Genomic DNA, 15123 nt, shown 5'->3' on the forward strand with positions numbered 1-15123 from the left:
GTCACATCGCGTACCGGGTGTCCATCACCTGGTCGTCGGTCACCTCGGCGCCCGGCGCCCAGGCCTCGTAGACGCCGCGTTCCTGACACTGCGCGCCGGTCGTGACCACGGTGTCCGGGTTCGGGTAGCGCAGGCGCACCCGCAGCCAGCCGGCCTCCTCCCGCAGCACCAGGCACGGCGCCCCCCGCCACTGGGCGAACCGGAGCCGGCGGGCCACCGCGTCCACCGGGTAACGGGCCGCGCGGGTCATCGCCAGCACCCGGAACCCACCGGGTAGGTCGGCGACAGCCTCGTACTCGCTGTCGCCGTACATGCCGACCAGCTGGGTGGAGCGGGGAGTGTCGGCGTTCGGCACGTACTCCTGGTCCGGTGAGAGGCCCGGCACCGCGGCCAGCAGGTGCCGCCACTGCGGGCCCACCATCCGCAGCCACCCGCGCTGCTCGGCCTGGTAGGTGTACAGCACCACCTCCACCCCCTCCGCCGGGTACGCGATGAGGGCGGCGTTCGCCGGCATCGGCAGGTCGGCGAAGTCCCGGGTGATGAACTCCGGGACGAGCTGACCGTTGCTGGGCACGAAGCCGGTGCCGAGCACCGGGGCGCCGAGCCGGTCCCGGGAGGCCAGCGCGGTCAGGCCGCTGTGTGCCGGGCCCACCGGCACGTCGTAGTCGCCCGGGTCGGACGCGCGCCAGCGCAGCGCGTACGCCACGTCCGGGCCGTCCCGGCCAGCGTCACCATCGGTACGTAGCACCGTCGTCGTCGCCGGCGTACGCAGGTGCGCCACATCGTGCTCGCGGTAGCAGAAGCCGTGCGGCAGCCAACCCCGTACGTAGCCGGCGAGCTGCTGGGCCGAGAGCACCTTCATCATCCGGGTGCCCCGCCGGACCACCGCCGTTGCGCGCGCCGCCGCCAGCATCGGGTCGTCCGCCGCCGCCGGCTGCTGGCTGAGCTGGTGCAGGTAGGCCCAACCCCGCTCGCGGTGAGCGGGCATCAGCAGCGGCGTCTCCGGCTCGTCGGCCGGCTCGGTGGCCCCGTGCACAGCGGTCACCTCGGTGACGTGCACGAACCGGTGCCACGGCAGGGCGCTACCCGGGCGGGGTGCCCACTCGAAGCCGGCCACCTCGTCGGCGCTGAACAACTCGTACGCGGCGCCTCGGGCGATCTCCTCGGCCGGGTACAGGCCGCCGCCGAACGCCACGTGCAGTCCGGTCCGTTCGCCGGCGCTGCCACCGGCCTGGGGGGTGACGCTCATGCCGTCGCCTCGCTGCTCGGTGGGATGGGGTCCGCACGCTGTCGCGTCCGCTCGTGAGCGACCGTAGAGTCGCGCGGCGTAGCCGGGGTGAACGTCGGGTGGCGGGCAGATGGACAGGCCCGGTGTGTGATGCTGTCGCTGATGAGCGAGCCCACTGAATCCCGTCGCGAGCGTGCCGCCCGGCGGGCCGGAGAGTTTCCGCCCGCCCCCGAGTCGTTGCCCCGGGCGGTACTGGACAGCCACACCCACCTGGACATCACGGTCAGCGAGGCCGGCGTGCCCGGCGGCGGGCCGGCCGACGACCCGGTTGCCGTGGCCATCGCGTTGGCCACGAAGGTCGGCGTGGACCGGCTGGTCCAGGTGGGCGTGGACGTCGCCTCCTCCCGGTGGGGCGCGGACACCGCCGACCGGTACCCCGCCGTGCTGGCCACCGTGGCGTTGCACCCCAACGAGGCACCCCGGCTCAGCGACCTCGACGAGGCGTTGCGGGAGATCGAGTCACTCGCCGCCCGCGATCGGGTCCGGGGGATCGGCGAGACCGGAATGGACTTCTTCCGGACCGGCGACGAGGGGCGTGCCGCGCAGGAGCAGAGTTTCCGGGCGCACATCGCCATCGCCAAGCGGTACGGCAAGACGCTGGTCATCCACGACCGCGACGCGCACGCCGACGTGCTGCGGATCCTCGACGACGAGGGTGCTCCCGACCGGGTGGTGCTGCACTGCTTCTCCGGCGACGCCGACTTCGCCCGCGAGTGCGTCCGCCGCGGCTACCTGCTGAGCTTCGCCGGCACCGTCACCTTCGGCAGCGCGACGGCGCTGCGCGAGGCCGCCGCGCTCACCCCGGTGGATCAGATACTGGTGGAGACCGACGCCCCGTACCTCACCCCGATGCCGTACCGCGGCCGGCCGAACGCCTCGTACCTGATCCCGCTCACCGTTCGCGCGCTCGCCGCGACCACCGGCAGCGACCTGGACGAGCTGTGCGCGGCCATCTCCGCCACCGGCGACCGGGCGTTCGGCCCATGGTGAGCCCGGCCCGACGGTCGGCACCGACCCCGTCGCTACGCTGCCAGCCATGACCGGTCTCCTCGGCCCGGCGGAGATCCGGGAACTCGCCGCCCGGCTGGGCGTCGCGCCCACCAAGAAGCTGGGCCAGAACTTCGTGCACGACCCGAACACAGTGCGCCGGATCGTGACCGCCGCCGGCCTCACCCCCGACGACGTGGCCTTGGAGGTGGGGCCCGGGCTCGGCTCGCTGACCCTGGGGCTGCTGCCGGTCGCCGGGCACGTGCACGCCGTGGAGATCGACCCGGTGCTCGCCGGAGCGCTACCGGAGACCGTCGCGCGGCACGCCGGGGCCGACGCCGCCCGGCTCACAGTGCACCGCGCGGACGCGCTGCGCATCGCCGCCGCCGAACTGGCCGACCCGGCACCGACAGCGCTGGTGGCGAACCTGCCCTACAACGTCGCAGTGCCCGTGGTGCTGCACCTGCTCGCCGTGCTGCCCACCCTGCGACACGGTCTGGTGATGGTGCAGAAGGAGGTCGCCGACCGGCTCGTCGCCGGCCCCGGCTCCAAGGTGTACGGCATTCCGTCGGTGAAGCTCGCCTGGTACGCCCAGGCCCGGGGCGCCGGCAAGGTGCCGCCGAACGTGTTCTGGCCGGTGCCCAACGTCGACTCCGGCCTGGTCTCCTTCACCTGCCACGAGCCGCCCCGCACCGACGTACCGCGGCAGCGGGTCTTCGCAGTGGTGGACGCGGCGTTCGCGCAGCGGCGCAAGACGCTGCGCGCCGCGCTGGCCGGCTGGGCCGGTGGCGCGGACCGGGCCGCCGCGGCGCTCACCGCCGCCGGCGTCGACCCCGGCGCCCGGGGGGAGTCACTGACCGTCGAGCAGTTCGCCGCCATCGCCGCGTCGGCTCCGGTCGGTACGCCGGCCGCGAAGTAGGCTGACGCGGTGCCCGCCCAGGACGCTGAGGAGCTGATCGTGGCCAAGCCGTTCGACATCCGCCTGCGCATGCGGGACATCACCCCGTGACCGAGGCCTGGCGACCGGACGACGACGAGCCACGCGGGGCCATCGGCCCGGTGCGGGTTCGGGTGCCCGCGAAGGTCAACCTGCACCTCGGGGTGGGCCCACTGCGCCGGGACGGCTACCACGAGCTGAACACGGTCTACCACGCCATCTCGATCTACGACGAGCTGACGGCCCGTCGGGGCGACACCCTCGCGCTGACCATGGAGGGTGAGGGCACCGGCGAGCTGGCCCTGGACGACACCAACCTGGTGATCCGCGCCGCGCACGCCCTCGCCGGGTACGCGGGGGTGCTGCCGCACGCCCGACTGCACCTGCGCAAGCAGATCCCGCTCGCCGGTGGGTTGGCCGGTGGCAGCGCCGACGCAGCCGCCGCGCTGGTGGCCTGCGACGCGCTCTGGGGCACCGGGCTGTCCCGCGACGAGCTGGCCGGCATCGCCGCCGACCTCGGCTCCGACGTGCCGTTCCTGATCTACGGTGGCACCGCGCTGGGCACCGGCCGGGGTGAGGCGATCAGCCCCGTGCTGGCCCGCCCCACCTCCTGGCACTGGGTGGTGGCGATCGCCGACGCCGGTCTCTCCACCCCGACCGCGTACCGGGAGCTGGATCGGCTGCGCGACACCGGCGCAGCCGGTGCCCCGCTGGGCAGCACCGACGCGCTGCTGGGCGCGCTGCGCCAGCGTGACCCCCGGGTGCTCGCCCGCACGCTCGGCAACGACCTCCAGGACGCCGCGCTGGCCATGCGCCCGGCGCTGGCCGACACCCTGAAGGCCGGCGAGGCGGCCGGCGCGCTCACCGGCATCGTCTCCGGCTCGGGCCCGACCTGCGTGTTTCTCGCCACCAACGCGGCCGACGCGGAGCGCATCGCCGCCGAGTTGACCGCAGCGGGCGTCTGCCGGGAGGCGCGCGTCGCGCACGGTCCGGTAGCCGGCGCCCGCGTCGGCTGACGACGCGTTCCACCGGAGCTGCTGGCGCGCGGCGCGGGCGTTCGGGGCTTCCGCGTACCCTTGGGACAGGCGTCCAGGTGCCCGCCGGCATCGGGACGCCTTGATCATGAAGGGTGGAACGTGGCGAACATCGTCAATCTGGACCGGGTGTCCAAGGGGTACGGCGCCGCCGGGCGGCTGCTCACGGACGTCTCGCTCGGCCTGGACGACGCCGACCGGATCGGCGTGGTCGGCCTCAACGGTGCCGGCAAGTCCACCCTGTTGCGACTGCTCACCAAGCAGGAGGACCCCGACGACGGTCGGGTGACCCACCGCCGTGACCTGCGTGTGCTGTGGCTGCCGCAGCAGCTCACCCTCGCTCCCGAGGCCACCGTCCGGGACGTGGTGCTCGGCACCGCCTGGCTCGCCGAGGGCATGGGCGCCGAGCACGAGTGGGCTGGCGACGCCGGGGTGCGAGGCATCCTCGACGGCCTCGGCATGCCGCACCTCGGCCTCGACCAGCCGGTCGGCCCGATGTCCGGTGGCGAACGTCGCCGGGTGGCGCTCGCCGCGCTGCTCGTGCGCGACTCCGACCTGCTCATCCTCGACGAGCCCACCAACCACCTGGACGTCGGCGGGGTCGACTGGCTGGCCCGGCACCTGGTCGGCCGTAAGGGCGCCCTGGTCGTGGTCACCCACGACCGGTGGTTCCTGGACGCGGTCTGCACCAACACCTGGGAGGTCGCCGACCAGACCGTCCGCGCCTACGAGGGTGGCTTCGCCGCCTGGACCCTCGCCCGCGCCGAGCGCGAGCGGGTCGCCGCCGCCACCGAGGCCCGCCGGCAGAACCTGCTCCGCAAGGAGATCGCCTGGCTGCGCCGTGGCCCGCCCGCGCGGACCTCCAAGCCGCAGTTCCGCATCGACGCCGCGAACGCGTTGATCGCCGACGTGCCGCCGGCCCGCGACACCATGTCGTTGCAGCGCATGGCCACCTCCCGGCTGGGCAAGCAGGTGTACGACCTGGAGAACGTCGAGCTGCACGCCGGCCCGAAGGAGATCCTCCGCGACGTCACCTGGCTGGTCGGCCCCGGCGACCGGATCGCCATCCTCGGTGCCAACGGCGCTGGCAAGACCACGCTGCTGCGGATGCTCGCCGGCATCACCCGCCCCGATGGCGGTCGCCTCGGCACCGGCTCCACAGTGCGGCCGGCGTTCCTCTCCCAGGAGCTCACCGAGCTGCCCGGGCACCTGCGGGTGCTGGAGGCGGTGGAGGAGGTCGCCCGCCGGGTTCAGCTCGGCGACCGGGAGGTCTCCGCCGCGCAGCTCGCCGAGGTGTTCGGCTTCGACGACCGCCGCCTCTGGACCCCGGTCAGTGACCTCTCCGGTGGGGAACGCCGCCGGTTGCAGATGCTGCGGCTGCTGGCCGGCGAGCCCAACGTGCTGCTCTTCGACGAGCCCACCAACGACCTGGACACGGACACCCTCGCCTCGCTGGAGGACCTGCTCGACTCGTGGCCCGGCACGATCATCGTGGCCAGCCATGACCGGTACCTGATCGAGCGGGTCACCGACACGGCGTACGGGATGTTCGGCGACGGTCGACTGGTGCACCTGCCGGGCGGTGTGGACGAATACCTCGCGCGGACCGCCGAGCGGGCCGGCTCTCCTCGGGTGGGCGTCACCTCGACCTCCGCGCCCGGCACCCCATCGGGAGGTGGCATGTCCGCCGCCGAGGTCCGTCAGGCCCGCAAGGAGCTGACCCGGCTGGAGCGGCAGCTCAGCAAGCTCGACCAGCGCGAGACCACGCTGCTCGATCAGCTCGCGGCGGACGCCACCGACTACGCCCGGGTCGCCGAGTTGGACACCCAGCTCAAGGATCTGCGCGCCGAACGGGAGCGGATCGAGGAGAGCTGGATGACCCTCGCCGAGGACCTGCCCGAGAGCTGACCGGCCGGGCGCGCCGGCCTGGGCCCCGTGTGCGGCGTCACACCACCACATGCGAGACAATCGTCGGCGACACCTACCCCACGGCGTTGGAGACACAGACATGGCACACACCCCCGTCAACCACCCCGCGCGGCCGATCTACCGGGCGATCGGCGGGCTGACCGGTCTGTACCTGGTCGTCTTCGGTGTGCTCGGCATCATCGCGAGCACCGGCAACGAGATCCTCGCCCAGGACGACACCCGGGTCCTCGGTCAGGGCACCAACCTCGGCTTCTCGCTGCTCAGCGTGCTGCTCGGGATCATCGTGCTGGTCGGCACCGCGCTCGGCCGCAACATCGACGTGGCGATCAACCAGTGGCTGGCGTACACCCTCATGGTGGTCAGCCTGGCCGGTCTCGCGTTCATCCGGACCGACGCCAACATCTTCAACTTCAGCATCACCACAGTGGTCGTGGTGATGACGGCCGCGCTGGTGCTGCTCATGGTCGGCATGTACGGCAAGGTCGGCACGGAGGACGAGGCGGAGGCGTTCCAGAAGGCTCGTCTCGTTCTCTGAATCCCTTTGGTCGCGGCCGTGGGTTTTCGCCGGAGCCCGAGCTGCTCCGGGCGGTCAGGCTTGATCCCTGCGCAGCTCGGGCTCCGGCGAAAACCTGACTCGGTCCAGCCTGTCGGCGGACCCCTTCGGCTTTGGGGTTCTGCGGACAGTTAGTGCTTGCCTGGGCGACAATTCCCCTGAAACGGTCGCATCAGGGGGTCTGGGCATGCCGCATTTTCCGGTCAACCATCCGGCACGGCCGCTCTACCGGGTCCTCTCCGGGCTGATCGGCGTCTACATCCTGGTCTTCGGCGTCTGGGGCGTCGCCGAGACGATCGGGGACCCGCTCTTCGCCCGCACCAGCACCTGGGCCCTCGGGCTCCGGACCAACCTGGCCTTCTCGCTCGCCTCGGTGATCTTCGGGATCGTCCTGATCATCGGGGCCTCGCGGCGTACCAACCTCGGCCACTACATGAACCTCACCGCGGGCGTGGTGTTCCTGGTGACCAGCATCCTGATGATGTCGGTGCTGCAGACCGGAGCGAACTTTCTCAACTTCTCGATGTCGACAGTGGTGGTGTCGATGCTGTTCGGCCTGATCCTGCTCGGCACCGGCCTCTACGACAAGGTCGGTCCACCGGAATCCGCCGAGGCGGAGTTGGAACACCGCAAGCACCCGGTGGCCGACGTGCACCGCCGCTGATCGGGGTCAGTTGCGCCGCGCGGTGATCAGCGTCGGCTTCGCCTCCAGGTGCGACAACCCGTTCCAGGCCAGGTTGACGAGGTGCGCCGCCACCGTCTCCTTGCGCGGCTTACGCACCTCCAACCACCAGCGACCGGTCAACGCCACCATGCCGACCAGCGCCTGCGAGTACAGCTCGGCGAGCTTCGGGTCGTACCCGCGGCTCTTGTACTCGGCGCCCAGGATGTGCTCGACCTGGTGCGCCACGTCGTTCATGACGCTGCTGAAGGTGGCCGTGCCGGACATCAGCGGCGACTCGCGGACCAGCACCCGGAAACCGCTCGCCTCCTCCTCGATGTAGGTCAGCAGGGCCAACGCCGCCTGCTCGAGCAGCTCCCGCGGGTGCCCGGCGGTCAACGCCGTGGTGATCCGGTCCAACAGGGCCCGGACCTCGCGGTCCACCACCACCGCGTAGAGCCCTTCCTTGCCACCGAAGTGCTCGTACACCACCGGCTTGGAGACCTTGGCGCGGGCCGCCACCTCCTCGATGGAGGTGGCGTCGAAACCGCGCTCGGCGAAGAGTTGCCGGCCGGTCGCGATCAACTGCTCCCGGCGTTGGGCCGCCGACATGCGGACCCGGGAGGGAGCTTTGGCTTTCGGTGCCGCCGTCGGCGTCGCCCGTCGGCCGCCGACAGCTGCCGCCGCCTCGTCGCTGGCCTCGGGCATGTCGCCGCCTCGCTGGCGCTCGGTGACGCCCTGCCGTGGAATGGTTCCTCCGCTGTGCCCGTTCACGTCGTCGCCTCACTGTCGGGCGGTCCGACCGCCCTGACGCGCCGTTCGACCGTACCCGGCTCGGGCTCGGCTTCCCGTCCGCCGAGCCGCCTGGTCCCCCCGCATGGCTCGGTCACCCGGCCATCCTGCCAGGCGGCATCGTCGTGCACCGCCCGGTTTCAGTGGGGTGCGACCGGCTTCACCAGCTTGGCGGCGAGGCGCTCGGGCTTTGGCCAGCGCACCTGCGTTGCCGCGCCGGTCTTCTCGAACAACCAGATCACCCGGGCGGAGATGTCCACCTGACCGCGCAACACGCCGTGCCGGGCGCTGGTCGGGTCGGCGTGGTGCAGGTTGTGCCAGCTCTCGCCGAACGACAGGATCGCCAGTGGCCAGAAGTTCGACGCGCGGTCGCCCTGGCGCATCGCGAACGGACGCTCACCGTAGACGTGGCACACCGAGTTGATCGCCCAGGTGACGTGGTGCAGAAGGCCGATCCGGACCAGCCCGGCCCAGAAGAACGCGGTCAGTGCGCCCTGCCAGGACCAGGTCACCAGGCCGCCGATCAGCGCCGGGCCGAGCAGCGAGATGGCCACCAGCGCGGGGAAGAGCCGGTCGACCCGGCTGATGTCCCGGTCGGCGATGAGGTCCGGTGCGAAACGGCCGCGGTTGGACAGCTCCCGGCGGAAGAGCCAGCCCACGTGTGCGTGGAACAGGCCCCGGGTCAACGCCCAGAAGCTGGTGCCGAAGCGCCACGGCGAGTGCGGGTCGCCCTCCAGGTCGGAGAACGCGTGGTGGCGCCGGTGGTCGGCGACCCACTGAATGATCTCGCCCTGCACCGCCAGCGAACCCGCGACCGCCAGAGTCACCCGCAGCCACCGCTTGGCCTTGAACGAGCCGTGCGTGAAGTAGCGGTGGAAGCCGACGGTGATGCCGAGCCCGGAGACGACGTACCAGACCAGGCCGATGATCACGTCGGTCCAGCCCAGCCAGCCGCCCCACGCCACCGGTACGGCGACCAGCAGGGCGACGAAGGGGATCACCACGAAAGCCCAGAGGGCGGCCAGGATGCCGGGGGACTGGCTGCCGTCGGTGAGTGGTTTGGGGCCGGGTCCGGCGGTGTTGGAATCGAGCAGAGCAGTGGACATGGGACCTCGCAGGGGGATGGTAACGATCACGAAGCTACGCCTACGTCACCGTAACTTACGGCACCGTAGATCGCACGGGGAAGTTTCGAATCGCCTTCGCGTAACTGCTCGAAGTCGCAGGTCAGTCGGCCCGGCGGCGGGTACCTGACCGACCCGGGAAGCCGGGCGGTCGAGCTGCGGGCCGACCATCCCCAGAAGGTCGACGGCATCGACCGCCCGCCGTGCGACGGGATGAGCGCTGGCATCCGACGGCCGGGGCGCTAAGGTGTAGCGGCGGGATGTCCATCCCTCCTGCGACGTCCTCGCGTCGCTGATCGGCCGTGGTGTAATTGGCAACACCCGGGTCTTTGGTACCCGTATTTCAGGTTCGAACCCTGGCGGCCGAGCTGCCCACCTACGTCCGTTTTAGGATCTGGTGGGGGTAAGAGGGGAACGCGCCGGGCCCCGCGGCTAGCATGGCCGCGAGAGTGTCCGCCGTCCCGACGGGAGCCACGTCGTGCCCCAGCCCCACCTCCGTACCGTCGTCGTACTTGCCGCCGGTGAGGGCAAGCGGATGAAGTCGACACTGCCAAAGGTGCTGCACCCCCTGCTCGGTCGGACGCTCCTCGGTCACGTGCTGAGCGCCGCCGCCCCGTTGGGCGCGGACCGCACAGTCGTCGTGGTGGGGCACGGCGCCGACCAGGTGCGGGCGTACCTGTCCGAGGTCGCCCCGGACGCCACTCCGGTGCTCCAGGCCGAGCAGCTCGGCACCGGGCATGCCGTACGGATCGCGCTGGAGGCCGTACCGGACGGTGCCGGCACCGTCGTGGTGATCAACGGTGACGTTCCCCTGCTGCGGCCGGAGACGGTGGGCGCGCTGGTGACCGCGCACGAGGAGGCCGCCGCGGCGGCCACCGTGCTGGCCGCCGAGGTGCCCGACCCGACCGGCCTCGGGCGGATCGTGCGGGACGTCGACGGCCGCCTGCAGCAGATCGTCGAGGAGCGCGACGCCGACCCGACGCAGCGCGCGATCCGGGAGATCAACGCCGGCATCTACGCGTTCGACGCGGTGCGGCTGCGCGAGGCGCTGGGCAAGCTCTCCACCGACAACGACCAGGGCGAGGAGTACCTGACCGACGTGTTCGGTCTGCTCCGTTCCGCCGGTGAGCCGGTGGCGGTGCACGTCGCCGTGGACCACGTCGAGACGTTGGGCTGCAACGACCGGGTGGAGCTGTCCACGCTGCGTCGGCTGCTGCGCGACCGGATCAACGAGGCGTGGATGCGCACCGGGGTGAGCCTGCTCGACCCCGCCACCACCTGGATCGACGTGACTGTCGCGCTGGACCGGGACGCGGTGGTCGACCAGAACACCCAGTTGCGCGGCGGCACCGTGGTCGGCTCGGGCGCGCTGATCGGGCCGGACGTCACCCTGATCGACACGATCGTCGGCCCCGCCGCGTCGGTGGTCCGCAGCCACGCCGTCGGTGCCGAGGTGGGCGCGGGCGCGACCGTCGGGCCCTACGCGTACCTGCGGCCGGCCGCCCAGCTGGCCGAGAAGGCGAAGGTCGGCACGTTCGTCGAGGTGAAGAACTCGCAGATCGGCGCCGGCGCGAAGGTGCCGCACCTGACGTACGTCGGCGACGCGACGATCGGCGAGCAGACGAACATCGGCGCCGCGTCGGTCTTCGTGAACTACGACGGGGTCAACAAGCACCGCACTGTGATCGGCAGCCACGCGCGGACCGGTGCGGACAACATGTTCGTGGCACCGGTCGAGGTGGGTGACGGGGCGTACACGGCGGCCGGTTCGGTGATCATCGACGACGTGCCTGCCGGGGCGATGGGCGTCGCCCGGGCGCGCCAGCGCAACATCGAGGGCTGGGTGGTCAAGCGGCGCGCCGGCACTGCCGCGGCGGAGGCGGCGCAGCGGGCCCGCGACGCGAAGGATGCGCAGCCTGGCGGCGACGCCAAGGGTGCGTCCGGTACGACTGGTGCCGCAAGCCACAGTGAGGCAATCCACGGGGCGACCGAGACGGTGGGCGGCGCATCCGGCGCGGGAGATACTGCAACCGAATAGTCCCTGACCCACCAACACCGGGTCGGGTACCGCCGACATAACGGGAGCAGACGGGCCCATGGGCAGCATCGTCGCCGAAAACCGCAAAAGCCTGATGCTCTTTTCCGGACGTGGCTTTCCGGAGTTGGCCAAGGAGATCGGCGAGGTGCTCGGCGTCGCGCCGACGCCGGCCGACGCGTACGAGTTCGCCAACGGCGAGATCTTCGTACGGTTCAAGGACTCGGTACGTGGTTCGGACGCCTTCGTGGTGCAGTCCGTCACGCACGGGGTGAACACCTGGGTCATGGAGACCCTGATCATGGTGGACGCGCTGAAGCGGGGGTCGGCCAAGCGGATCACAGTGGTGCTGCCGTTCTACCCGTACGCCCGCCAGGACAAGAAGCACCGTGGTCGGGAGCCGATCTCCGCCCGACTGGTCGCCGACCTGTTGAAGACCGCCGGCGCGAACCGCATCCTCACCGTCGACCTGCACACCGCGCAGATCCAGGGCTTCTTCGACGGCCCGGTGGACCACCTCTTCGCGATGGACATCCTGGCCGAGTACGTGGAGCACAAGTACGCCGGCCGGCCGATGACAGTGGTGGCACCGGATTCGGGCCGGGTGCGGGTGGCCGAGCGGTGGACCGACCGGTTGGGCGGCTGCCCCCTGGCGTTCATCCACAAGACCCGTGACCCGATGAAGCCGAACCAGGTCGTGGCCAACCGGGTGGTCGGCGAGGTGGAGGGCCGGGTCTGCCTGATCGTCGACGACATGATCGACACCGGTGGCACCATCGCCAAGGCCGCCGACATCCTCAAGGAGTCGGGCGCGGCGGAGATCGTGGTCGCGTCCACCCACGCGCTGCTGTCCGACCCCGCCACCGAGCGGCTGAAGAACAGCTCGATCAGCGAGATCGTGGTGACGAACACCCTGCCGCTCCCGCCGGAGAAGCAGTTGGACAAGCTCACAGTGCTGTCGATCGCGCCGCTGCTGGCGCGGGCGATCCGGGAGGTCTTCGACGACGGCTCGGTGACCACCCTCTTCGGTGGCCTGAGCTGACCCTGAGCCCCGTTTCCGCCAGTCGACACGCTGGCGGGCGCGGGGCTGGCAAACTGGTGGAAACGGGGCCGGCACGCTGGTGGGAGCACCACCGACGCGCCGGTCTTGAGCCGTGATCGGGGACTGCCGGAAACCCTGGAAACAGCTCGGGTAGACTGGTGCGGTTGCCACGGCGAGGGTGCCCGGCGGGCCGCTGAAAAGCGCCGCACGGAGGCACCGTCATCGACGCGGTGCTCCGGGCAGTCGTTCATGACGCATGAGCCCCAGCGAGCCCCTCGCCCCAGCACCGTTAGACGACAAGCCGCCGCAGCGAAAAGCATCAGGAGTTTCCCCGTGTCCGAGGTAAAGATCAGCGCCGAGCCCCGTACCGAGTTCGGCAAGGGTGGTGCCCGCCGTACCCGCCGGGCCGGCAAGGTGCCCGCCGTGCTGTACGGCCACGGCGAGAAGCCCAAGCACATCGCGCTGCCGTCGCGGGAGTTCGCCGCCGCGATCCGCAAGGGCGGTGCCAACCAGCTCTTCGCGATCGACATCGCCGACGGCACCCAGGTGCTGGCGCTGCCGAAGGCGATCCAGCGTGACCCGATCCGCGACACCTTCGAGCACGTCGACCTGATCCTGGTCCGCCGGGGCGAGAAGGTCACCGTCGAGGTCCCGGTCCAGCTGACCGGCGAGGCCGCCCGGGACACCCTGATCGTGCACGACCACGACACCCTCTCGGTGACCGCGGACGCCACCAAGGTTCCGGACCACCTCGAGGCGTCGATCGAGGGCCTGGAGGCGGGCACCCTGGTGACCGCCGGCGATGTCGAGCTGCCGACCGGCGTCGAGCTGGCCGTCGACTCGGAGCTGACCGTCGCGTCGATCACCGCCGCCCCGACCGCCGAGCAGCTCGAGGCGACGCTGCCCGAGGTCGAGGTTGCCACCGACGAGGCCGAGGCCGAGGTCGGCGAGACCACCGAGGGCTCCGAGGGCGCGGACGCCGCCCCGGCCGAGGGCGCCGAGACGACCGAGGCGCGCACCGAGGCCTGATCGGTTCGTACTGTGCGACAGGCGTCCCCGGATGTTCGGGGGCGCCTGTCGGCATATCGGGAGTCGGTGGGATGGGCGTCGGAAGGGACGGGTCGTGACGGACGAGACGGGGCCGTGGCTGGTGGTCGGCCTGGGCAACCCGGGTCGGGAGTACGCCGGCAACCGGCACAACGTCGGGTTCATGGTGGCCGAGCTGCTGGCCGGGCGGGTGAGTGCGCGTTTCGGCCGGCACAAGCGGGCGGTGGCCGAGGTGGCCGAGGCGCGGCTGGGGTTCGGTGGGCCGAAGCTGGTGCTGGTCAAACCACTGACGTACATGAACCTCTCCGGCGGGCCGGTCGCGGCGTTGGCACAGTTCTACAAGGTGCCGACGACACAGGTGATCGCGGTGCATGACGAGCTGGACATCGGCTTCGGCCAGGTGCGGGTCAAGTTCGGCGGCGGCGAGGGCGGGCACAACGGCCTGCGTTCGATGTCGAAGTCGTTGGGGACCAAGGACTACGCCCGGGTGCGGTTCGGCGTCGGCCGACCGCCGGGGCGGCAGGATCCGGCGGACTATGTGCTGTCGGATTTTGGCGCGGCCGAGCGCAAGGAGTTGGATTTCCTGGTGGACCGGGCCGCCGACGTGGTGGAGTCGGTGATCATCAAGGGCGTGGAGCCGACCCAGAACCTCTACCACGGCGGCTGAGCCGGGCGGGGCGTAGCCGAATCGGAAACGGCGGGCCGGTAGTCTGCGCCTTTCAGCGTGCCGCGACCGGCGACGCGAGTCGCGGCGGATCGGCCCGTGCGGGCAGCGTGGCGAGGCGACGGGAGCGGACAGATGAGCAGTCCTCCGATGATCGATGGCGCGTTTGCCCGATGGTTGGCGTCCCGGGCCGGGCAGGCGCTGCTCGACCTGCGCACGGAGATGGGTTTCGCCGACGCCGGTGCGCTGAAGTCGGCCGGGGACAAGGTGTCGCACGACCTGATCCGCACGGAGTTGGCGAAGTGGCGTCCGGGTGACGCGGTGCTCTCCGAGGAGGACGAGGGGTCGCGGTTGGCCTGGGCCGCGGAGGTGAACACCGGAGCGGTGTCACGGCTGAACGCGGACCGGGTGTGGATCGTCGACCCGTTGGACGGCACCCGGGAGTTCTCCGAGGAGGGCCGCTCGGACTGGGCTGTGCACGTGGCGCTCTGGGCGCGCAACGCGCCGAGCCCGCACGGGCTGGTCGCCGGGGCGGTGGGGCTGCCGGCGCAGCACCGGGTGCTGGGCACTGACTACCCGCCGGCGTACCCGCCGATGACTGTGGAGGCGGCGACGGCCGGCGAGCGGAAGATCCGCCTGGCCGCGAGCCGGAGCCGACCGCCGGTCTTCCTGACCGATCTGGCCGAGGACGTCGGGGCGCACCTGGTGCCGATGGGCTCGGCCGGAGCGAAAATCGCCGCAGTGGTCACCGGCGAGGTGGACGCGTACATCCACGCAGGTGGGCAGTACGAGTGGGACTCGGCGGCCCCGATCGCTGTGGCGACGGCCACCGGACTGCACGCTTCCCGGATCGACGGTTCTGCGCTGAAATACAACGAGGCGGATCCGCGGCTGCCCGACCTCCTGGTCTGCCGCAAGGATCTCGCCACCCGGTTGCTTGCAGCGCTGCAGAAACATTCCGGGTAGCCTGAGCGAACTTTCTTGACATGCCCGACCGGAAAGGTCTGGAAATCGGATGAGCGAGCGAATC

14 protein-coding genes and 1 tRNA gene are annotated in these 15123 nt (G+C 71.4%); 12 read left to right on the plus strand and 3 right to left on the minus strand.

Going from position 1 to position 15123, the window contains the following annotated elements; translation table 11 throughout:
• Position 1 precedes the first annotated feature (1 nt).
• Positions 2-1249, minus strand: a complete 1248-nt coding sequence (locus tag PSH03_RS27410) for a hypothetical protein (protein ID WP_210784786.1) — start codon at positions 1247-1249, stop codon at positions 2-4.
• Between the two features lie 129 nt (positions 1250-1378).
• Between PSH03_RS27410 and PSH03_RS27415 the strand changes: the two genes are divergently transcribed.
• The 6 genes from PSH03_RS27415 to PSH03_RS27440 all read left to right on the plus strand — a co-directional run bounded on the left by PSH03_RS27415 (position 1379) and on the right by PSH03_RS27440 (position 7392).
• Positions 1379-2278, plus strand: coding sequence for a TatD family hydrolase (locus PSH03_RS27415; RefSeq protein WP_210784785.1), 900 nt, complete (start codon positions 1379-1381; stop codon positions 2276-2278).
• A gap of 46 nt (positions 2279-2324) precedes the next feature.
• Complete coding sequence (gene rsmA / locus PSH03_RS27420; RefSeq protein ID WP_210784784.1) at positions 2325-3194, plus strand: 16S rRNA (adenine(1518)-N(6)/adenine(1519)-N(6))-dimethyltransferase RsmA; 870 nt, start codon at positions 2325-2327, stop codon at positions 3192-3194.
• Between the two features lie 86 nt (positions 3195-3280).
• Positions 3281-4228, plus strand: coding sequence for a 4-(cytidine 5'-diphospho)-2-C-methyl-D-erythritol kinase (locus PSH03_RS27425; protein WP_210784783.1), 948 nt, complete (start codon positions 3281-3283; stop codon positions 4226-4228).
• A 120-nt stretch (positions 4229-4348) separates the two neighbouring features.
• A complete protein-coding gene (locus tag PSH03_RS27430) occupies positions 4349-6154 on the plus strand; it encodes an ABC-F family ATP-binding cassette domain-containing protein (RefSeq protein WP_210784782.1) in 1806 nt (601 codons plus the stop codon).
• Positions 6155-6254: 100 nt separating this feature from the next.
• Positions 6255-6710 carry a DUF4383 domain-containing protein gene (locus tag PSH03_RS27435; RefSeq protein WP_210784781.1) on the plus strand — a complete coding sequence of 152 codons (456 nt, stop codon included), beginning with the start codon at positions 6255-6257 and terminating at the stop codon, positions 6708-6710.
• 205 nt (positions 6711-6915) lie between these two features.
• Positions 6916-7392, plus strand: a complete 477-nt coding sequence (locus PSH03_RS27440) for a DUF4383 domain-containing protein (protein ID WP_210784780.1) — start codon at positions 6916-6918, stop codon at positions 7390-7392.
• 6 nt (positions 7393-7398) lie between these two features.
• Here the strand turns inward: PSH03_RS27440 and PSH03_RS27445 are convergent, their stop codons facing one another.
• Positions 7399-8097 (minus strand): TetR/AcrR family transcriptional regulator, encoded by a 699-nt coding sequence (locus PSH03_RS27445; RefSeq protein WP_210784779.1) that lies wholly within the window; start codon positions 8095-8097, stop codon positions 7399-7401.
• A gap of 224 nt (positions 8098-8321) precedes the next feature.
• The gene (locus PSH03_RS27450; protein WP_210784778.1) at positions 8322-9287 is read right to left on the minus strand and encodes an acyl-CoA desaturase; all 966 of its coding nucleotides are present in this window, start codon (positions 9285-9287) and stop codon (positions 8322-8324) included.
• Positions 9288-9601: 314 nt separating this feature from the next.
• Between PSH03_RS27450 and PSH03_RS27455 the strand changes: the two genes are divergently transcribed.
• From PSH03_RS27455 to PSH03_RS27480, 6 genes are all read left to right on the plus strand, one after another.
• Positions 9602-9673: transfer RNA gene (locus tag PSH03_RS27455), tRNA-Gln, on the plus strand.
• 110 nt (positions 9674-9783) lie between these two features.
• Positions 9784-11343 (plus strand): bifunctional UDP-N-acetylglucosamine diphosphorylase/glucosamine-1-phosphate N-acetyltransferase GlmU, encoded by a 1560-nt coding sequence (gene glmU, locus PSH03_RS27460; RefSeq protein ID WP_308194399.1) that lies wholly within the window; start codon positions 9784-9786, stop codon positions 11341-11343.
• A gap of 58 nt (positions 11344-11401) precedes the next feature.
• Positions 11402-12382: a ribose-phosphate diphosphokinase gene (locus PSH03_RS27465; protein WP_030329105.1), complete on the plus strand. Its 981-nt coding sequence runs from the start codon at positions 11402-11404 to the stop codon at positions 12380-12382.
• Between the two features lie 333 nt (positions 12383-12715).
• Positions 12716-13411: a 50S ribosomal protein L25/general stress protein Ctc gene (locus PSH03_RS27470; protein ID WP_238690820.1), complete on the plus strand. Its 696-nt coding sequence runs from the start codon at positions 12716-12718 to the stop codon at positions 13409-13411.
• 94 nt (positions 13412-13505) lie between these two features.
• Complete coding sequence (pth, locus tag PSH03_RS27475) at positions 13506-14096, plus strand: aminoacyl-tRNA hydrolase (protein ID WP_210784775.1); 591 nt, start codon at positions 13506-13508, stop codon at positions 14094-14096.
• Between the two features lie 132 nt (positions 14097-14228).
• Positions 14229-15059, plus strand: a complete 831-nt coding sequence (locus tag PSH03_RS27480; protein WP_091394622.1) for a 3'(2'),5'-bisphosphate nucleotidase CysQ — start codon at positions 14229-14231, stop codon at positions 15057-15059.
• The last annotated feature ends 64 nt before the right edge of the window (positions 15060-15123 follow it).

This window comes from Micromonospora salmantinae (assembly GCF_022230905.1).
Classification (GTDB): domain Bacteria; phylum Actinomycetota; class Actinomycetes; order Mycobacteriales; family Micromonosporaceae; genus Micromonospora; species Micromonospora salmantinae.